Annotated in this window: 23 protein-coding genes (1 of these 23 running past the window's edge); 4 read left to right on the forward strand and 19 right to left on the reverse strand. The window is 42.8% G+C overall.

Translation table 11 applies throughout. The features are described from left to right. A protein-coding gene (locus tag JJQ94_RS22565) for an RNA recognition motif domain-containing protein (protein WP_045988290.1) crosses the window boundary here: on the forward strand, nucleotides 1-339 show its 3' portion. Its footprint begins 129 nt before the window's first position; the window shows 339 of its 468 coding nt (coding positions 130-468); its start codon lies off the left edge, out of view; the stop codon is at nucleotides 337-339. Here JJQ94_RS22565 and murI read toward each other — a convergent pair whose 3' ends face one another. Next, nucleotides 340-1,113 (reverse strand): glutamate racemase, encoded by a 774-nt coding sequence (gene murI, locus JJQ94_RS22570; RefSeq protein ID WP_099031911.1) that lies wholly within the window; start codon nucleotides 1,111-1,113, stop codon nucleotides 340-342. A gap of 78 nt (nucleotides 1,114-1,191) precedes the next feature. Continuing rightward, nucleotides 1,192-2,304: a DUF5610 domain-containing protein gene (locus tag JJQ94_RS22575; protein WP_099031910.1), complete on the reverse strand. Its 1,113-nt coding sequence runs from the start codon at nucleotides 2,302-2,304 to the stop codon at nucleotides 1,192-1,194. A gap of 164 nt (nucleotides 2,305-2,468) precedes the next feature. Here JJQ94_RS22575 and trmA point away from each other — a divergent pair, with 164 nt between their 5' ends. Next, a complete protein-coding gene (gene trmA, locus JJQ94_RS22580; protein ID WP_099031909.1) occupies nucleotides 2,469-3,569 on the forward strand; it encodes a tRNA (uridine(54)-C5)-methyltransferase TrmA in 1,101 nt (366 codons plus the stop codon). Nucleotides 3,570-3,572: 3 nt separating this feature from the next. Here trmA and JJQ94_RS22585 read toward each other — a convergent pair whose 3' ends face one another. From JJQ94_RS22585 to ccoG, 5 genes are read right to left on the reverse strand one after another with little or no spacing between them, the layout of a single operon-like run. Then, nucleotides 3,573-4,031, reverse strand: coding sequence for a DUF523 domain-containing protein (locus JJQ94_RS22585; protein ID WP_099031908.1), 459 nt, complete (start codon nucleotides 4,029-4,031; stop codon nucleotides 3,573-3,575). A gap of 48 nt (nucleotides 4,032-4,079) precedes the next feature. Next, complete coding sequence (locus tag JJQ94_RS22590) at nucleotides 4,080-4,709, reverse strand: thiol:disulfide interchange protein DsbA/DsbL (RefSeq protein ID WP_099031907.1); 630 nt, start codon at nucleotides 4,707-4,709, stop codon at nucleotides 4,080-4,082. 18 nt (nucleotides 4,710-4,727) lie between these two features. Next, on the reverse strand, nucleotides 4,728-5,351 hold the full coding sequence (locus JJQ94_RS22595) for a thiol:disulfide interchange protein DsbA/DsbL (protein ID WP_099031906.1): 624 nt from the start codon (nucleotides 5,349-5,351) through the stop codon (nucleotides 4,728-4,730). Nucleotides 5,352-5,367: 16 nt separating this feature from the next. Continuing rightward, entirely contained in the window at nucleotides 5,368-6,342 is a 975-nt protein-coding gene (locus JJQ94_RS22600) for a serine/threonine protein kinase (RefSeq protein ID WP_045962799.1), read from the reverse strand. A 48-nt stretch (nucleotides 6,343-6,390) separates the two neighbouring features. Continuing rightward, nucleotides 6,391-7,848 carry a cytochrome c oxidase accessory protein CcoG gene (gene ccoG, locus JJQ94_RS22605; protein ID WP_099031905.1) on the reverse strand — a complete coding sequence of 486 codons (1,458 nt, stop codon included), beginning with the start codon at nucleotides 7,846-7,848 and terminating at the stop codon, nucleotides 6,391-6,393. Nucleotides 7,849-8,097: 249 nt separating this feature from the next. Between ccoG and JJQ94_RS22610 the strand changes: the two genes are divergently transcribed. Both JJQ94_RS22610 and JJQ94_RS22615 read left to right on the forward strand, forming a co-directional pair. Next, nucleotides 8,098-8,457, forward strand: a complete 360-nt coding sequence (locus JJQ94_RS22610) for a hypothetical protein (protein ID WP_223193819.1) — start codon at nucleotides 8,098-8,100, stop codon at nucleotides 8,455-8,457. Continuing rightward, a complete protein-coding gene (locus JJQ94_RS22615) occupies nucleotides 8,457-8,660 on the forward strand; it encodes a hypothetical protein (RefSeq protein ID WP_099031904.1) in 204 nt (67 codons plus the stop codon). The genes JJQ94_RS22610 and JJQ94_RS22615 overlap by 1 nt, the downstream gene beginning before the upstream one ends. 3 nt (nucleotides 8,661-8,663) lie before the next feature. Here the strand turns inward: JJQ94_RS22615 and JJQ94_RS22620 are convergent, their stop codons facing one another. From JJQ94_RS22620 to gspD, 12 genes are all read right to left on the reverse strand, one after another. Further along, nucleotides 8,664-9,233, reverse strand: a complete 570-nt coding sequence (locus JJQ94_RS22620) for a UPF0149 family protein (protein WP_099031903.1) — start codon at nucleotides 9,231-9,233, stop codon at nucleotides 8,664-8,666. 106 nt (nucleotides 9,234-9,339) lie between these two features. After that, entirely contained in the window at nucleotides 9,340-10,098 is a 759-nt protein-coding gene (locus JJQ94_RS22625) for a type II secretion system protein N (protein WP_099031902.1), read from the reverse strand. Between the two features lie 2 nt (nucleotides 10,099-10,100). Next, nucleotides 10,101-10,574 carry a type II secretion system protein GspM gene (gspM, locus tag JJQ94_RS22630; protein ID WP_099031901.1) on the reverse strand — a complete coding sequence of 158 codons (474 nt, stop codon included), beginning with the start codon at nucleotides 10,572-10,574 and terminating at the stop codon, nucleotides 10,101-10,103. Further along, nucleotides 10,571-11,776 carry a type II secretion system protein GspL gene (gspL, locus tag JJQ94_RS22635; RefSeq protein ID WP_099031900.1) on the reverse strand — a complete coding sequence of 402 codons (1,206 nt, stop codon included), beginning with the start codon at nucleotides 11,774-11,776 and terminating at the stop codon, nucleotides 10,571-10,573. Before gspL ends, gspM begins: the two co-directional genes overlap by 4 nt. Then, nucleotides 11,773-12,774: a type II secretion system minor pseudopilin GspK gene (gene gspK / locus JJQ94_RS22640; protein WP_099031899.1), complete on the reverse strand. Its 1,002-nt coding sequence runs from the start codon at nucleotides 12,772-12,774 to the stop codon at nucleotides 11,773-11,775. Before gspK ends, gspL begins: the two co-directional genes overlap by 4 nt. Beyond that, a complete protein-coding gene (gspJ, locus tag JJQ94_RS22645; RefSeq protein ID WP_099031898.1) occupies nucleotides 12,771-13,409 on the reverse strand; it encodes a type II secretion system minor pseudopilin GspJ in 639 nt (212 codons plus the stop codon). The genes gspK and gspJ overlap by 4 nt, the downstream gene beginning before the upstream one ends. Next, nucleotides 13,409-13,786 (reverse strand): type II secretion system minor pseudopilin GspI, encoded by a 378-nt coding sequence (gene gspI, locus JJQ94_RS22650; RefSeq protein ID WP_099031897.1) that lies wholly within the window; start codon nucleotides 13,784-13,786, stop codon nucleotides 13,409-13,411. Before gspI ends, gspJ begins: the two co-directional genes overlap by 1 nt. Continuing rightward, nucleotides 13,783-14,376: a prepilin-type N-terminal cleavage/methylation domain-containing protein gene (locus JJQ94_RS22655; RefSeq protein WP_099031896.1), complete on the reverse strand. Its 594-nt coding sequence runs from the start codon at nucleotides 14,374-14,376 to the stop codon at nucleotides 13,783-13,785. Before JJQ94_RS22655 ends, gspI begins: the two co-directional genes overlap by 4 nt. A gap of 3 nt (nucleotides 14,377-14,379) precedes the next feature. Continuing rightward, on the reverse strand, nucleotides 14,380-14,805 hold the full coding sequence (gene gspG / locus JJQ94_RS22660) for a type II secretion system major pseudopilin GspG (RefSeq protein WP_026001105.1): 426 nt from the start codon (nucleotides 14,803-14,805) through the stop codon (nucleotides 14,380-14,382). A 64-nt stretch (nucleotides 14,806-14,869) separates the two neighbouring features. After that, nucleotides 14,870-16,096 (reverse strand): type II secretion system inner membrane protein GspF, encoded by a 1,227-nt coding sequence (gspF, locus tag JJQ94_RS22665; RefSeq protein WP_099031895.1) that lies wholly within the window; start codon nucleotides 16,094-16,096, stop codon nucleotides 14,870-14,872. Beyond that, on the reverse strand, nucleotides 16,096-17,682 hold the full coding sequence (gene gspE, locus JJQ94_RS22670) for a type II secretion system ATPase GspE (RefSeq protein ID WP_099031894.1): 1,587 nt from the start codon (nucleotides 17,680-17,682) through the stop codon (nucleotides 16,096-16,098). The genes gspF and gspE overlap by 1 nt, the downstream gene beginning before the upstream one ends. Further along, complete coding sequence (gene gspD, locus JJQ94_RS22675) at nucleotides 17,675-19,741, reverse strand: type II secretion system secretin GspD (RefSeq protein ID WP_099031893.1); 2,067 nt, start codon at nucleotides 19,739-19,741, stop codon at nucleotides 17,675-17,677. The genes gspE and gspD overlap by 8 nt, the downstream gene beginning before the upstream one ends. Nucleotides 19,742-19,754 lie beyond the last annotated feature (13 nt).

Consider the following 19,754-nt stretch of genomic DNA (forward strand, 5'->3'; position numbering starts at 1 on the left):
ATCGGTAGTGTAGTAAGCCAGTTTTTAAAAAGTGATACACAACAAGAAAAACAATCAAACTTATCAACTACTACATTATATGTAGGCAATCTACCATATCGAGCCAACGAACATGTTGTCCGCGAACTTTTCGAAGAGCAAGGGCAAGTATTTTCAGTTCGTCTACTTAAGGATAAAAACACAGGCAAACGACGTGGTTTTGGTTTTGTTGAGATGTCTAAGCAAGATGCAGAAAAGGCGATTACTCAACTCAATGAGCGTGAATTTCAACAGCGTACATTAAAAGTAAGAGAAGCAAAGCAAAAGCCTGAAGGTGAGATGGATCACTCACCCGCTTAATTAATCTTTATTTAAATTAATAATAGAGATTGCTTCTTTACTACCCATTATTGGTGCCGTTGCATAGAAACGCACTTCCGATGCACTCGGCACCTTTTCTCCTACTATTTGACTTCCCAACAATGACACTGCGCGATTGGCTATTGCTTTGCCTGAATCAACCAGCTCCACATGCTTCTGTAAGCAATTCTTGATATCGTGAGCTATCAAAGGAAAATGTGTACATCCCAACACTAGCCTATCAACAGTGGCTGGAATGTTAAGCCGAGCTATTTCCGCACAAAGTGCCTCTTTATCCAACTCGCTATGCCAATAAAAGTGCTCAGCGATCCTTACAAGCTCCGTTGAATGCAAAGTTTCAACTTTACAACCTGAGGTAAAATCCATGATGAGCTTATGTGTATAAGCATTATTTGACGTTGCCGGTGTTGCCAATAGTGCGATGTGCTTGGTCTTTGAACTAGATGCAGCAGGCTTAACAGCAGGAACCACACCTATAATTGGTATCTGGGTATGTTTTCTGGCTTCTTCTAATGCGTATGTTGAAGCGGTATTACATGCAATAACGATAAGATCAACATTGCCCAAGTATTGCTGTTGCCAACGAATAAGTCCCTTGATACGTGATTTGATTAGCTCTTGAGGCTGAAGACCATAAGGGAGAAAAGCGTTGTCCATAACATAACTAAATGAAACCCCCTGCAAACATGCCTTTAAGTGCGACAGCACACTGGTGCCACCGATCCCCGAATCGAAAACCAAAATATGCGACAAACTTCATACCTCAAATCAATGAAGTATGAAGTTTGCCATGAGTCCTCGCGAAAATAAACTGGCTTAGCTTGTTTGTTTTTACTCAACTTGCTCTTTATTTAGTTCATTCAGTTTACTAAAAAAGCTACTAGCATAATCCAAAAACTCATTTAGTCTCGACTGACCTTCATTCATCCAAGCAAGCAGGTTTGGCAACTCATTATCGGCATTGAGTCCCTTAGCTTGCTCTTGCACATCTGCTAACTGCTTATTCAGTGGCATAAATGCCTTCTCTAACTCTTTCATTGGATTGCCTTGCTGATATTGAGCAATCGCAGCAGACGTTTTACTTTGTCTTAGATCCATCGTGAAATTAGCGATCTGATCAGAGTTTAAACTAAGCGACTTTGCCAAATCGAAAGCTTCATCGTATTCACCACCGAAAAAAGAGTCACTGACATTACGGATATCTTCCATCATATCGTTAATTGCTTGCTGCTCCTCTTCGTTCAGCTCACCATTTACCTTAATTGAGAAACTGACTTCGTGAGAGGACTTTGTGCCATATGCCATGCCATAATCATTACCTTTTTGCGCGACACTCGCAGCGGCCCCCTGAGCATACGCATCGGAGAATGAAATAACGACTTCATCCCCTTCAGCCGTTGTAAATGCATATTCAGCCTGATTAGAGAGGCTCGCAAACTGCGCGGCACTGATTGCTAATGCCTTTGGCGACTTTTCTTCAAACAGCTCTTTTTCAAAATCATCTAAACCTTTAAAAATCCCTTCTCGTGACTTTTCAATACCATCTTCGATGTCGGAATTGAAAGCGCCCATGCCTTTTAACTCTTCGCTGGCTTCATCAATACCCTGAAGCACGCCCTTACGTGCCCCATCGAGCATGGATTTCAATTCGTCATCATTTTTGCCGTCGACTTTGGCTTTCTTCACTGCACCCTGAACAAAATCGAGTACATTTTTGACAATAGATTCAAAATCAAATAGTGGCTTGTCTTTTTTATCTTGTGTCGGCTTCTCAATCCCTAACGCTTCGGCAAGCTTATCATCAAGAATTTTAGCTGCTAGCTTAGATTTATTCCCCGCATAGCTGTCCGAATTAATTTGGATATTTGGTCCTATCCCTTTGCTCTTTCCAGGCTTATGCTGCATCGCTGGATTGAGCAACTGATTTAATTGCCCGATTTTCATGGTATGCCCTCCAATATATTAGTTAGATTATCGGCATATTTGCGCAAAGCTAAAGTATAATGATTAAAAAAACAGCAAACCAGACGTATCAGTGATGCTAGACTGGACAAATTAGCAACGCTCCCTAAAATAGCGCCTCTTAATTCAACATAGATGGTTTTAGCATGGCAGTAATAAAAATTGATGATTCAGCATATGAGCAACAGTTAGCAGATAAAGCTGAGCGTATCACAACACAATTTGCACAGTTTGATGCACCTGCACTTGAAGTGTATGAATCTGCAACTCGCCATTACCGCCAGCGCTGTGAATTTAGAGTATGGCATGAGGGTGAAGATCTGTTTCACATCATGTTTGACCAGCAAACAAAAGAAAAGATCCGTGTTGATAGCTTTGATCCTGGTGCGCCGCTTGTCAATGAAATGATGCAGGTGATGATACATCAGCTGAAAGGCAACGAAATATTGCGTCGTAAACTGTTTCAGATCGACTATCTCACGACGCTGAGCGGTGAAGTACTGATCAGCTTGCTTTATCACAAGCAGTTAGATGAAGCGTGGCAAACTGCCATGCAGACATTAAGAGCCGAGTTGCAACAAACCTATAAAGTTGATTTTATAGGTCGTGCTAGAAAACAAAAGGTTGTGTTTGGCAACGACTATGTAACTGAAAAACTAAGCGTTAACGGTAAAGAATATATTTATCAGCAGGTTGAGAACAGCTTTACGCAACCGAATGCGGAAGTGAATCAGAAAATGCTAGCTTGGGCACAGTCCATTAGTGAACCGCTAAGCAACGACCTACTAGAGCTTTATTGTGGTAACGGTAACTTTTCAATCGCATTGGCTGGTTCATTCAATAAAGTGCTGGCTACTGAGATCTCTAAATCATCAGTAAAGTCTGCACAATTTAATATTGCAGCGAACAAAGTCGATAACTTAGATATTATTCGCATGTCGAGTGAAGAATTTACACAAGCCATGAAAGGGCAGAAGTTTTCTCGATTAGATGGTATTGATTTACGGTCCTATAATTGCCAAACGATTCTTGTCGATCCGCCTCGTGCTGGCATGGATGAATTGACCTGTCGCTTAGTTAGCAACTACGACAACATTATTTATATCTCATGTAATCCAGACACGTTAGAGCGTGATTTAGCCTTGTTATGTGAAACACATAAAATCGCACGTATGGCGATTTTCGATCAGTTCCCTTATACCCATCATATTGAATCTGGCGTTTACTTAGTGAGAAGTGATCTCTAACGATTAACGACTGGCTGCCATCGCTGTGATAAGTGCTGGCAGCTGAGTTTCGCTAAAGACTTGAATACCGGATTGCTGCAATAAAGACGCCGTCAGCCCCTGCCCTACTATTTTTTTACCTGTATGACTACCATCGTAAATCAGATTGCTGCCGCAAGACGGACTAGACTCTTTTAACAACGCAAACTTTATATCGTACTGAAGACAAGCCGCTAGCGCTTTTTTAGCACCGAGTTCAAACGCGGTGGTAAAATCGTCCCCTTGTTTACTCAAAACTTTACCATCTGCTATTTCAGCCGATGGGCGAGGTGTTGGTAAGCCACCAGATACTTCGGGGCATAGCGGTAAGACCCAATTTTTTTGCCGCCAATACTGTAATGTATTGTCTTGAAGGCTTTGTGAAGAGGCGTCATACCTCACTGGATAACCTAATAAGCAGCTAGAAACTAAAATTTTAAACATAAAAAAGCCCCGCAACAATTGCAGGGCTAGTCTAATACAAATTAGATTTTATTTCTTTGCTAAATAATTCACCAAAGCAGCAATTTGCTCAGGCTTAGTCGTGCCAGACTCACGAAGCAATAGCTTGTATTTACCGTTTACCACGAACATTGGTACACCTGTTAGCGCACCTTTATCAGAAAGGGTCTTCTGCATACGCTGCATTTTTGATGCTTTAGTACGAACAGAGAAACTGGCATAAAGTTTATCAAATTTCTCTTCTTCAACACCTTGCGCAATAAAGATATCTTTTACATCAGCAAGTTCATTGATTTTTGCACGCTTGCCATGAATATGATTAAACATGGCTGCAATTATCTTGTCCTTTTGTGGCAGCACTTCAGCAGTTGCAAGTGCTTGTGCCAACACCTGTTGGATCTCAGGCTCTCTTGGACCAACAAAATCTATATGGCTCTTTTTAAACTTAACGCCCTCATCCAGCTTTGGTTTAACGTCAACGATTAAATTTTCCATTGCGTTACAGGCTGGACAATAAAATGAAAAATACTCCATTACCTCAGGCTTTTTCGTGCCACGCTCGGCAATAACTTCATAATGAACACCTTCTTCAAATGGCGCAGCCTGAGCAAGAAGAGGAAGCATTAGTGCAACCGCTAAGCCTTTTAATACTTTCAACATACTAACTTTCTCCAGTCCTTATTTTTTTAATAGATATGCGATCAATTCATCAAGCTGCTCTTGACTCTTGATACCTTTCATTTCGATTCTGTATTTGTCGTTTACGATAAAAGTTGGAACGCCTGTAAGCGCACCCGCTTCAGAAAATTTTTCTTGTGCTTTAAGCATGTTATTTTCAGCACTCACGACTGGCATACTCGTAACAGCCTGATCAAACTTTTCAGCAGAAATCCCATTTAACTCCATTAGCGTTTTCAAATCTTTAATGTCTAACAGTTTGTTTCTTTCAACATGAATAGCATTAAAAATCTTCTCAGCAATCACATCCGCTTTGCCTGCTTGATCAGCAATAATATAGGCATAGCTTAGGTTGCTCTGCGTTTCTGTAGGAACACCTCGCAGGAAGTTCACATGGCTTTTTTCAAAGTACGCCCCCTCAGGTAAGTTCTTTTCAATCGCTTTTGCAATTGGCTCAAAGCGGAAACAATGAGGGCAGTAGAAGGAAAAAAACTCGGTAACTTTCTCTGATTTACTCTGTTCGGTTGTTAAGGTTGTGTAGTGCTCACCTTCGGTAAAGTCTGAAGCCATTGCAGCAATAGGCAAAAGTAATGCAATAAGTGCGATTTTTAATTTTTTTAGCATGTTACTCTCTCTAATTTTAAGGAAATAGGCTCAAACTTGGTTCATCTAATGCGGCAAATTGCTCTTTTAACGCTAGGATCTGTTGTTCCCAGTATTTGTCTGTCGCAAACCAAGAAAAGTTCCGTTCGAATGCAGGATCCTGCCAGCGCTGTGCCAACCAAGCCATATAATTCACCATTCTCATGGCACGTAGCGGCTCAATTAACGCAAGCTCTTTTGAATCAAACGGCATAAATTCTTCGTAACCCATAAGCAGGGTGTCTAACTGTACCAATTGCTCGTTGCGGTCGCCATTTAACATCATCCACAAGTCTTGTATTGCAGGGCCTTGCTGACAATCATCAAGATCCACCAACATCAATTGATCTCTAGACCACAATAAATTTCCAGCATGACAATCCCCATGAAGCCGAAGTGTTTTGGCAACTTGATACTTTGAGGTTGCTTTGTTAATAACTTGCTCAAGAATAGTAACAAATGGAGTATGTAGATGACTAGGCACTAACTGGCTTTTTAGTAGTGTTTGTTGCGCATCAACCAAAAACCGCTGAGTATTGAGCTGTGGTCTATGTTCAAATGCTCGCTCAGCCGACAGACAATGCAAGCGTCCTAGGTAGCGACCTAAAATTTCCAAGTGGTCTAGATTATCGAGCTCGAACTGGCGTCCGCCAACACTTGGAAACAACGTGTAGCGATAACCTTCATAAAAATGCAGACTACGCCCAGCAATAAGTAAAGGTGCCACAACAGGCACTTCAGCTTCTTTCGCTGCCAGTGCGAATTCATGCTCTTCAAGAATTTGTTCATCCGTCCAACGCGCTGGGCGGTAAAACTTCACCACATAACGCTTGCCGTCCTCAGCACCAAATTGATAAACACGGTTTTCATAGCTGTTTAAGGCCAATAATCCCGTTGTCGGATATATCTCAAGTGCCTCAATCGCATCTAAAATAAGATCCGGTGTCAGCGCGTTAAAACTAAAATCGTTCATAATGTTTATAAAAAAGCGAGGTTTTATACCTCGCTTTACCTTACTCTATTATCTTCCTTTGAAGAAATTGGTCGGCTGCGCCAGCCGCTCTTCAGGATCGTCTTGGTTAATAAGCACAAACTCAAATTCAGTTACTGGCTTTTTCAAATCATATGGGTCAATCACAACAGAGAGTGGCACATCTAATGTCGTGCCTGCAGCTAAGTGCACCTCTTGCTTACCGATCACCTGATAATTACTGAGACCCGTTATAGCAATAGAAAATTTCTGCTCAACTTGCGCTTTGTTTATCACTTTCAAGGTATAGGTATTTTCTACCAATCCCTCAATATTGACACGATAAAGCTGATTTCTATCCCGAATAATATCAAGATCCATCGGCTTACGCATCGCAATGTTCGCAACTAATGCACCAGTGATAACGACCAGAATCAATAAATAACCGATTAATTTACCACGTACTGGTTTGGTCTTTTCGCTAGATGATTCTAAATTGCGCTCTGTAGTGTAAGCAATCAATCCGCGCGGGTAGTTCATCTTATCCATAACACCATCGCAGGCATCAATACACGCACCACAGTTGATACATTCATATTGCAAGCCATTACGAATGTCGATACCGGTAGGACACACCTGAACGCACAGGTTGCAATCGATACAATCTCCTAGCCCAAGCTCTTTTGGATCTTGTTTGCGTCCTCGAGGACCTCGACTTTCACCTCGTTCGCTATCATAGGCGACGGTAAACGTATCTTTATCAAACATGGCTGATTGGAAGCGAGAGTAGGGACAGATGTGTAAACACATAATTTCTCTCATCCAACCAGCATTACCATAAGTACAAATGGTAAACACGATGATGCTAATGACGGAATAGAAGCCTGCTGAAAAAGTAAGTAAATCAGGGATCAATGAGCGGATCGGAGTAAAGTAACCAACAAAAGTGATTGCGGTATATAGTGAAAAGAGTATCCAGCTACCGTGTTTTGCCGTTTTTCGCCAAAACTTGTCAAAATCCATCGGTCTCTGATCTAGTTTTTTCCGTTGATTTGCCGTTCCTTCAAACTTTTCTTCAAACCAAATAAAGATAAACGTCCAAACGGTCTGCGGGCAGGTGTAGCCGCACCATACTCGGCCATAAAAAGTGGTCACCAAGAACAAAGCAAATGCTGCTATCATCAGAATAAAAGCAAAGATAGTCAGATCTTGTGGCCATAGTGTCATGCCAAAAATATTAAACTTCTGCTCAAAAATATCGAACAACACCGCCTGATGACCGTGAAAATTTAACCAAGGTAAAGCCATAAATGCCAACATACCAATAAAGCCGATACGCCTTCTTAGCAGTTGATGTAGGCCAGACACCGCCCGGACATATATGCGATTGCGAGGATTAAAACGATCGGGCGTAGAGCTATTGAGCGATTTCCCTTCAGTGCCACCTATTGGCTTTTGAATTTTTACTTCAGACGGTATATTTTTAACCTTGATTCTTTCGTTCTCCATGGAAGCTCCTTAGTGCTTTGGAACGAGATGCACTTGCTACAGTGACCTTGAAAAATACAGGCTAAACTATTGCAATGTGCCCCATGACATAGTTTAGCGCTTACTATTATACGCTTTGAAACTCTATGATTAATAGTAAGTTGAGCTAAAACCCACCATAAATGATGAGAGACTTGTTGCGACCTGACAGACAAGTTTATTACACTAGGAACAAGATTTTTGTTAGCTAGATCAAATCAGCGTCAGATTATGAAAAAATTCTTAGTATTAGCCATTATAGTCGTTGCTCTGTTTACTGTGGATCATCCATTGATTAAAGAGCCAAGAGATAGATTACTTGGTCAAGGCGTTGAAGTACTCAGCGAGTCCAGCAAAGTACAACGCAGCACGGCTGCAAGAATCGCCAGAGCCAATGTCGTAAAAACAATTACCATGACAGATGACGAAAAGCGCTACATTGACGAAGCCCTTGCAACAGATGAAAAAGTAAGGCTTTTCCACCTCAAGTATTGTAAAGAAAACGACTATAACCTGTATTTCTACGGCCCCGATCTCGTCAAAATCTGTGAAATTGCGGAGCAAGCTATTCATGAAGCAAAGGGGTTATAATGGACTTTAGTCAATTAAATAAAAAGTCGGCAAAATCCTTTAATGATCAAAAAGCGCTCATCAAAAAGCTTAGTCAAGGACGCGTTGTCAATTGCCCAAGCTGCCAGCAACCCATTGCTCTCGGTTTAAGCCAATCGACGTCAAATAGAGCCGTGGCGCAATGCCAACAGCGTTGCACATTTATCGAGTTAGATCTCGCGTAAAGATTATTCAAATAACCCACTATTCACTGCGGCAACTTCGACTAATTCAGCATAAGATGCGGCAAACTCATCAGCCAATTGTGCTTGAGTTAGTTGAAACTCGGTCAGTGACTGTCCTACTTTGTCACAATAAATCGTTAGCTGTTGCTCACCAAGTGCAAAAAGCCCCAGTTGTTCTGTGCTGACTTGCAAAGCTTGTTTAATATCGTCGGCGAGCGGACTGGACATCAATTGCTCATAAAAGGGCGTCGCCGCCATTAAAAATCCTTCGGCCCAATTAATTTTTTGCTCAAGTGGTGTTTCACCATTCCAAGGCAATTGAAATTCAGTTTCATATACCTGCTCAGAAATCTCATGATGTAAAGCCATCAATGCAAATGCAATACTCTCATCCAATTCGGGATCCGCGTTGGTTAAAGCCTTAAGCCACTTTTCAACCTCAATACCGTTTGGGTCTATGCAGGTAGCAAATAAATATCCTTGTAAAAAAGCAATATCAATAGAAAGCTTGCGCGCAGAAAAGTAGTTTTCTAAATTCAGCTGATCAGCTGCAGTAAAAGAGAAGTCGTGCATAGTGTTGCCTTGAACTTAGGCGCCGTATAAGCGCCTACAAAAATGCTTTTATATTAATAACTAACCTGAGATTAGATTAACTAAAGTCTGATATGACAGAAGTATATTATAAATTTACTGGGTAACGACCTTCGCCATCCGGTCTACCCAAAAACTTAACAGCATCGTGTACTTCTTTTGGTAGACTTGCATCTGGCTTGATATTACCAGACACGCGAAACTGGAAATTGGCAGCTAATGTCGCATCAGCCTGTAAGCCCAAACGGTTTTCAGGGTCAACAACCACGGCAATATCTCCTGATTTACAATCGAGCTGACCACTAAGATCGCCGATACTAAACCAACCATTCATGCCTTTAACATCAATATTTGGACTACTTATCTCACCATTTAGCCCTTCACAGTACGGTGCACCACTTTGGTACTCCTTCACATTGACGATAACGCGCCCTTTGGCATCAACCGGCAATGGCAGAGTTACTTGATCCATAGCCTGCTCAACACTGAAACGAAGTGAGGCATTATTTACCGTCACTGATTTACTTACTAAATTCGATGAGAAATTGGCTTTCCCTGAGATCTCATTTTTATCTCTCGCATTACCAAACTGTACATTGCCTGCCAAATCACCAAGTAGTAATGACGACGGTTCAAGCTCCCACTTAACCTGATTCAATTGAATGTTATTGAATCTCACACCGCTCACTTGACCATGCCAAACAGAACCATTTACTGCACCTAGCTGCAAATTAGCTGGCAATTGACCTTTAAAAACTTGCAGCAACACCGCTGCTGGCATAGTAAAAGCACTAAAAATAATAAATGCGAGTAAAAATATAATGAGTAGAGATAGTGTTTTTTTCATAATTATTTCTCTAAAACCAAGCGACTAACACGCACAAAGCCAGGTAAATTCCCTTGTGTAAGGTCTAGGTTATCTACTTTTACTCCATGCTTATTTGTCAGTTCATCTATCCAAGCAACAAGTTTATTAAATTCCACATCATCGATGGTTAAACGCAAGCTTTCGCCACTAGGTTGCATTTTGCTGATATCAATTTGAAAACGGCCACGGGTGTTATTGACTATCTGACTGATATTGCCGCCGCTAATCACCTGTGCAGGACTGCTAGATTTCAGCTTACTCACGCTTTGACCAACCCAATTTACGAGTTCGTGATTACGTTTTAGCTTAGCTTCGGCATCGCTGACAGCCTGATTCAAAGGTTTGAATATACCCATTACTAGAACAAAAACGACAAAAATAACGCCAGCAACAATCAACAGTTTTTGTTCTTGCTCTTTTAAACCACGCCAATAGTTCACTACTTGCTGCTTCATGCTGCACCTCGAATGCGAATTTCACCCACCACAAAGTCACCATCATTGTTCAGGGCACCCTGTTCAACACTTACACCGCGTTGCTCTAAAATTGCTTTGACCTGACCAAATACTTGGAACTCTTTTGCGCGTGCTCTAATTCTAAGCTCATTCCTACGTTTGTCGTAACGCAGCGTTTCAGGCGCGAAGGCATCGACCTCTTCATAAATAGCCACAAAGTGATTAGTTAATTCGAGCAAACCGCCTTGTTCCGTGCCAGATAACGCATCAAGCTCATTCTGGATCTGTTTTTTCAATAAGTGCGGACGCACTACTTTATTTGGAAATGCCTGTTGATACATAGCGACCGCTTGGGTTTCTAGCTGATTAGCTTGATGACTTATCACATACAGCTGAGTGCCTTTAATTGCGATAAAGCTCACTACTGCCACGCTCGCCGCTATTAGGCCACTGCGCCAGTCACGCCACCACTGCGGCTGCTTTTTCTTCGCAGCGAACCGACCTTGACGCAAATTAAAATCAATATTTGATAGTGATTTCGCGAAGATGGCTAAAGGTAAATCGTAATCTTGTTGTTGCGCAGTAAGCGTTATCGTTTCTGAGAAATCGCTTGCAGGGCTAAAATGCGCCAGCTGTTCAACACCCGCAATGGCGAGGTACTCATTAACCCAGCTAAGTTCAGCAGTGCCAACTTGCCAAGCATTGTGTTTGAATAGCCATTGCTGACCTAACTGCACGGCACTAGTCATCTCTTCATGAAGCGACAGACATAAGGCGTCCGGTAGCGCTTTACTTACACTGATCCCTGCATCATCGAAGGCACTAAACCAGCTTTGTAGCCAACTGCTATCACAAATCGCGACATCGATAGTATGTGTGTCGGCTTTCATGCCCGGTTTACCAATTGCGATAAATAGCGCATCGATGTCGGTCGCGACATGCTCCTCAAGCATAAACGGTAAGGCTTGCTCTAGTTTTCTATTCCATTTTGCTGGTAACTCTAGCGTACGTAATTGCACCGCAGTCGCTGGTAGTAACAAAACAACCGGTCTCGTTTGCGCTTTTTCGGCAAGGCTACCAAGTTGTTCACTCCCTTCTAATTCACCACTGGCAATAATTTGTTGTTGTTCTGTTGACCACACTAACCAGTGTATTGTCTCCTGGTGTGACTGACCCACACGGATCAATAATTGTTCTGTCACTCTACGCCTCCAAATTTACGAGCAAGCACGTACGCTTTACCATCTTTTGTTTCTATAATTGATGTGAGAGAAAAGCGTCGCTCATCAAACACAGCTGTTGCTCGCAACTGAAAATAATTGCTGTTAATCGTAAAAATTTTGGAAGTCTTGTTAGGGTCTTTGACCCCTTGATTCGCGACTTCCGTGTAAAATTCATTGATATCGGTAAAACCTTTTTTTGGTCTTGCAGAAATAATAGCTTCAGCACCTGATTTCGATAAACCAGGTATAAGCGCACTGAGTAAAAGCGCTTGCTCTGGCAATATCGTATTGACGTTTACCGCGAGCTCCTCACTTCCGGGGATCACGCAAACATAAGGCTTAATCTTTTCCATCACCAGCGGATTAAAGCCCTTAATTACTCGTAGCTCACTTACGGACGCCATCAAATTATTAGCCGTTAAATAAGGCGTCTGATTAGACATATACTCGTCTTCTTCTGCCCCTGAGCGGTAAGTAATGCTATCTTCGTCAAGCCAGTCGTACACACTATCAGCAAGGGCTTCCTCGCTTTCGTTACTCGGCAAATCCTCAATATTCTTCAAAAGTTCCAATAGTGCAGCATGGGCTGGGTTTGTATTCTTTCCACCAATCTGCTGACCACCTTGGTTATTTCCATTTGTTTGTGACTTTGCTCTCAAGGCATTCAGGTTTAAGCATGCCTGTAAGTCTGTAACTTTACCGCTCAACGTACCATGGTCAACAGGGTAAGGCACTTCTTCACGAGCCCAAGGCTGGTCTAGATTAACGGTATCAGGATCATCTTTTTTCGCTTGTATCAACGCTCTTTTGACTAATTCCTCAGCACCATAGCTATACCACTTGGCTTGTTGCTGAGTTTGAATATTCGAGGCCTTTTGTACCTGCACCATTAAACTACTTGCCATTTCAGCGGCAATTGTCGCTGCCAATGCAACGATGAAAAGTACGATAACTAGAGCTGCACCTTGCTGCTTCATGGCTGTTGCCCCTTATCATCAGCAACACCACTGCCTGGCGTTAAAAATAAACGGCTTATTGGATCCGAGTCTTTTCTTTGTAATGTAACTTTAACCGCTTTAGGTAACGATTTAGACTTCCAATCAGCTTGCCATTTTAGTTTGTCATCCAAAAATTCAAACTTTAACTCTTCTACATCTTCCAAGATAACCTGCGCGCGGGGCTCTGTTCCATCTAGCTGATCAACGTATATTCGATAAATACGCTCAAGCTTGTCATCGATAACCCGATAGCCCACAGCCTGCAGTTCAGAGCGAGGCAATAAACTAATAGGGTTAGTCCAACCATCACGAACAAAAGCGATACCATCGTATTGGCTATCGAGCTCATAACGACCATGAATGATATAAGTTGGGCTAAAGTCCCCAGCTTCATTTCTAACTTCCCGCTTAGTGATCTGATTAAAATCCTGATCCATCAACCGGAAAGTCGTTTGTAGCCCTTCTATTTCGGCAATTTTTTCCGCTGAGGCCGCTTGAGCCTTTAGCGTTGAATCTAAAATTTGATGAGTCGCCGTCACCACTACCGCTAAAATCGCTAGAGCCAACAAGACTTCTATTAGTGTGAAACCACGCTGTGGTGTATGAACAGTCACTACTTACTCCGGTACATAAAAGTGGTGATGTCATACACTGAGTTTTTGAGTTCAGGCTCGCGGAAAACGTGTACGGTGAGCTTTACAAAGTTAGGATCTGCGGTTTGTAGGATATGTTGTTGCCAATACCAAGTGACCCCGGCCATTTCCTCTTCGCCTTTATTACCATTTTTCCCATGCCAGTCATCACCTTGCGCGCGTAAAAATACCAAGCGATTTTCTGCCACCCACGATGCATAGGTTTGTTCTTCAAGCGAGCTGATATGGTTTATATGTTCGCTTGTTGCTTGCATTGCAGCAATACCAGCGACAGCACAAATACTTAACGCAACCATGACTTCAAGTAAAGTAAATCCTAAGCTTTTTCTTGGGCTCATTCTTCCGGTTCCCGCTTAAGCCCGACGGGCGCCATAAACTCACCTTCAATGAAGAAGATAGGCTCTTGTAGCTCTTTATTTTCCACACTTAATCTAAATGCGCTGACCTCACCGGAAGATAAAATAAGTACTTGCGGGATCTTGAGTTTTTTAAGTTCAAGTAAATTGTCGTCGTCGCCGCCACTCATCAACTCTCGCCAATTTGCTTGCTCAAGTAAGTTATCTTGAGACCACGGCAGATCTTCTAAGATCAATTCCACTTTGTACTGCTCAGGCAGCTCAATTGGTTTGTAGATATCGTCGGCTTCGAAAGTTCGCCATTTCTCACCATCAAAAACCAAAAACTCAATCACACCTTTATCCAGATGAAAGCCAAGTTCTACCTGATTTAGTACTGCAAATTCTGACGCGAGATTAATCGTCCCCTGCACACGCATAGCCATGGTTTCGAGCTCTTCCTCATCACTATCACTGACGGTATAAGTAATGAGGTTTACTGAAAAAGCAATGATCACCAAGACAATAAGGACTTCAAGTAAACTGAAGCCCTTTACCTTGGCTAATGTCGGCTTGTACAGAGGTGCTAACATAGATTAACGTTCGTCTTCCGTATCCCAGTTTCCGATATCATCATCTGTTCCAACTTCGCCATCTGGACCCATTGAAAAAATATCGATTTGGCTCATTTCGCCTGGGCTTACTAATTGGTAAGGATTACCCCATGGATCTTCTGGAAGCTTAGAAATGAAGCCACCTTCAGGGAAACGTTTTGGTACCGGGTCAATATTTGTTTGCGTTACCAAAGCTTCCAAGCCTTGCTCTGTGGTTGGATAGCGTTTGTTTTTTAGCTTGTACATCTTCATTGCGTCTTCAATCTGACGAATATCTAGACGTGCCTTTTCCTTTGCTGCTTCTTCTTGTTGACCCATCACGTTAGGCGCAACGATAGATAAGATCATACCGATGATAACAAGTACCACCATCACTTCTAGTAGTGAGAAACCTGATTGTTTTTTCACAATGTTTACCTCAATGCTGTTATTGATGACCATGCAAAAACATGCGATGGCCTTTCCTTTTTGACTACAATCCTACGGCTTTGTTCATCGCCATAATCGGCTGAAGAATCGCCATAACTATAAACAGTACAATAATTGCCATCGTCGCTATCATCGCAGGTTCTAGCAACTTCAGCGAGACATTTACCATACTTTCAAATTCTCTTTCTTGGTTATTCGCAGCACGCTCAAGCATCTGTTCTAATTCCCCCGACTTTTCACCGCTGGCAATCATGTGCAGCATCATAGGTGGGAACATTTTAGTCTGTTGCAACGACGCTCTAAGGCTTGCACCTTCACTCACCCGAGTCGCTGCTTCTGCAACGGATGCTTTGATTTTTTCGTTCTCAAGTACTTGACCTGAGATTTTCATGCCCTCAAGCAGTGGAACGGAACTCGATGAGAGAATACTTAAGGTACGCGCAAATCGTGCAGTATTCACGCTGCGAGTTACCTTACCAAGACCCGGTAAACTCAGCAGCTTGCTATCATACCAAAAGCGGATCTTAGGTTTTTGTAATGCTTTTTTAATCGCGTAGGTGCCAATGACAACCACTGCCAACGTGATCATCCAGTAGTTTTGTACAAAATTACTGGCAGCCATAACCCACTCTGTTGTCCAAGGCAGTGCTTGCTTAGACTTCTCAAAGGTCTTCAAGATCTTTGGTACTACCGTCCCCAATAGAATGGAAACTATCGCGATAGCAAAGATAACCAAAATAATGGGATACACCATAGCTTGCGTAATTTGGCTACGCATATGTTGGCGCTGCTCAGTGTAATCGGCCAAGCGATTTAGTACTTCATCTAAGTGCCCTGACTTTTCTCCAGCGGCAACCATTGAGCGGTATAAGTGATCAAATACGTGAGGAAACTCCGACATACCATCTGCAAGCGTATAGCCTTCAACGACTTTTGATCTTACCGCCATCAGCATACGCTTTAGTCTTGGCTTTTCACATTGCTCAGCTACAGCCATCACCGCAGCTTCAACAGGTAAAGAAGATTGGATCAAGGTCGCCAACTGACGCGTGATTAAGGCAAGATCTGATACCGAGGGACGGTAACCTTGAAAAAGCGTAAAACCACCACTACTTTGGTTTTTATCTTTCTCAGCAGCAGGCAAAACTTCAAGTGGCATCATGGCTTTTTCTCTTAGCATTTGCCTAACTTGCTTCGCCGTATCCGCCTCTAAAATCCCTTTTTTTTCTTTGCCTTTACCATCTAAGGCGCGGTATTCGAACGCTGCCATTAGCCTTCCTCACGTGTAACACGCATTACTTCTTCTAAGGTTGTTCGGCCAGCGAGTACTCGCGAACAGCCATCTTGTCGGATGCTTGGCGTACGCTTACGAATATATTTCTCTACCGCTTGTTCACCTTTACCATTATGAATAAGTTCACGGATAGGCTCATCAACGATGAGAAGCTCATGAATACCCGTACGGCCTTTGTAACCATTGAAATTACACTCTTCACAGCCGACTGCACGGAAGATTTGTGTGCCACTGTCTTTGGCAACCCCCAGCAGCTCACACTCTCGCTCATCAGCTACATGCGCTTCTTTACACTTAGGACAAAGCGTTCTTACCAATCGCTGTGACAGCACGCCGAGCAGTGATGAACTCAAAAGAAACGGCTCAACCCCCATGTCTTCCATACGCGTGATAGCACCGGCGGCCGTGTTAGTGTGTAGTGTGGATAATACCAAGTGGCCGGTCAAAGATGCTTGAACACCAATTTGCGCGGTTTCTAAATCTCGGATCTCACCAACCATCACCACATCTGGATCTTGACGTAGGATCGCACGTAAACCTCGAGCGAATGTCATATCCACTTTTGGATTTACTTGTGTTTGGCCAATGCCTGGGATCTCATATTCAATCGGATCTTCAACCGTTAAGATATTGCGGTCCTTAGAGTTGATTTGTGTCATGCCCGCATACAAGGTTGTACTCTTACCTGAACCCGTTGGACCGGTAACCAATATGATACCGTGAGGCTTGGCAATGAGCTCCGCAAACGCATCGCGGTTTGCTTGGGTCATGCCCAAATCTTCAAGATTTAATCTCGCATTATTTTTATCTAGTAGACGCAGCACCACTCGTTCACCAAAACTTGATGGCATCGTCGATACACGCACATCCACCGCACGCCCCGCTATCCGCAAACTGATACGGCCATCTTGCGGTACACGCTTTTCTGCGATATCGAGTTTCGCCATTACTTTGATACGAGACACTAATAATGAAGACAACTTACGATTTGGCTTCAATACTTCTTTCAGTACGCCATCAACCCTAAAGCGAATAACCAGTTCTTGCTCAAAGGTTTCGATATGGATATCCGACGCACCTTCTTTTATCGCTTCACTCAACATGGCGTTAATGAGCTTGATGATAGGCGCATCATCATCCGCAGCAAGCAGATCTTCTGTTTGTGGTAATTCTTCAGCAAGCGAGAACAAATCCATCTCGTTGCCGATATCTTCCATCATCTGTTGTGTTTCAGAGCTGTCTCTTTGATAAGACGCCTCAAGCATATGCTCAAAGCGGTCTTCATCTAACGCTTCGAGATGTAATGTTTTGCCTGCAACGCGGCGTACTTCCATCAGCGTTTCAAGATCAAGCGTGCCTTTGTGAAAAAGCTTAGCCTGATCGCCATCAGGGCTGAGTAACACCCCTTTTCGACGTGCAAATGAAAAAGGTAAACGCAAGGAAATCGTCGGTACGACAGGTATTTCAGCTACTTCGCCTAGTATTGGCTCAGCGCTTTGCAACTGAGCTGCCATCTCTTCAGCCTCAGCTCCTAAGTCTGGCGTGACTTTCTCATCAATCATTTTCACGCTCTTTTCTATTTTGCTCTTTCAAGAACTCTTCATACGTCGGTGGCAAAGTAAGCTTGTCGTCCCACTTAGGAAGGATAGGCGTATCTTCAAATGGCATTAACTCGATACCATCTTCTCTTTGTTTATGCTGCTCACCACGGATAAAATTATATTTTGAATGGCTAATATCGTTCATACTGCGGCTATCACGTACAATCGTCGGACGGATAAAGACGAGTAAGTTACGCTTTTCCTTCTTAGTCCCTGTTGATCTAAATAGGTGACCTAAAACTGGAATGTCACCTAATAATGGTACTTTAGAAACACTTTCTTGAACGGTTTCGTCAATCAGACCACCTAAGATAACCATGCCACCATCATCCGCGATAACCGTGGTATTGATAGCACGTTTAGCCACTCGAATATCCACCGACGTTGCACCTTTCACGCTTGATACTTCTTGTTCTATCGTCAGTTGAACGGCTGTACCATCGTTAATCTGAGGGGTTACTTTTAATTTAATACCTACTTCTTGGCGGTCTACCGTTTGGAACGGGTTTGAGTTATTGTCATTTGCAGTAGAACCAGTCACGATCGGTACTTCTTCACCGACGATCATGGACGCTTCTTCGTTATCCATAGTCGTAACTGACGGTGTGGCTAGAATATTTGAGTTAGTATCCGTGGTTACCGCTTGAATGATAGCACCCCAGTCATTCTTCACAATACCAGCCGCCAGACCATTGATACCACCTAGAACTTTGGCAAGCCCAGTCAAATCGCCCTCAACAGTCTCGTCATATGATGTTGCCTTTCCAGATTCTGAACCTAATATATTCTTAGTGACTGTTTTGTCACGCGCTTGCTCAGCAGCAACAGCTATGGATCCAATAGGTGCAGTTGTGCCATCGTTAAACTGCAACATACCGCCTTTCTCTGAAATCCATTGCAACCCTAGGTTAATACCATCGGCTTCAGAAACCTCAACAACGATCGCTTCAACCAATACTTGGGCACGACGGATATCTAACTTTTTAATCACCTGAGTTAATGACCGCATTGTATCTGGTTGTGCGGTAATCACCAGCGAGTTTGAGTCTTCATGCGCCTCTATGCTGGTTTCATTTTTGCTACTACTGCGAGTTCTTGCTTGCTGACCTGCAGCTTGTTCTTCTTCAATCGATTTACTCACGCCTTGAAGAACCTTAACCAAGTCTTCCGCTTTTGCGTAATTCAGATAGAAGACCTGAGTATTGCCTTGAGATTGCAACTCGTCGTCTAAACGCTTGATAAGCTCAGCCGCGCGGCTACGGGCCTGTGATTCGCCACTAACAATCACACTGTTGGTACGGGTATCTGACACAATTTTCGGGATAAGGAAGTCTGGTACACCGCCTTTACCTGAGTCTTGGAAAATCTTTTCAACGACTTTAACAACATCTTCAGCAGTGGCATGCTTCAGCTTAACGATATCAACACGCTTATCGCCCGCTTGGTCAACCGTTTTGATAATATCAACAAGGCGATTCACCGAGGACGCATGGCCGGTTAGCATCATCACGTTTGCTGAATTTAGATTGGTTACGTGACCACCATCTTTTTGGTCACTGAATTGACGAATAAGTGGACCAAGCTCTTGCACGCTAACGTTCTTCACGCGAACAACGCGTGTTACCATTACGTCACCGTTACCTAGCTCTTCACCAGATACCAAAGGTACGTTCGACTTTTTACCATCAGAACTACGAACCACCTTAAGCACACCGCTATCCATTTCAATAACTGAATAACCATATACTTCAAGCACATTTAAAAAGAACTGATAATAAAGTTTTTCATCCATCAGCTCATAACTGCGAACATTGATATTACCGCGCACGTTAGGGTCTATAATGATAGTTTTATTCAGCTTATCACTAACGATATTAATGAATTCATTAATATCGGTACCTTTGAAGTTCGCGGCATATTCAACCGCAGAAACAGAAAGTGAAATACCAGCAGCAATCAAGAGCGTTGCATACTTAGCTAACCCTTTTTTGGTTTTTGTGAGGTGTAGCTTTTTACCCATTATTCTAAAACTC

It is taken from the genome of Pseudoalteromonas sp. GCY (genome assembly GCF_016695175.1).
Taxonomy (GTDB): domain Bacteria; phylum Pseudomonadota; class Gammaproteobacteria; order Enterobacterales; family Alteromonadaceae; genus Pseudoalteromonas.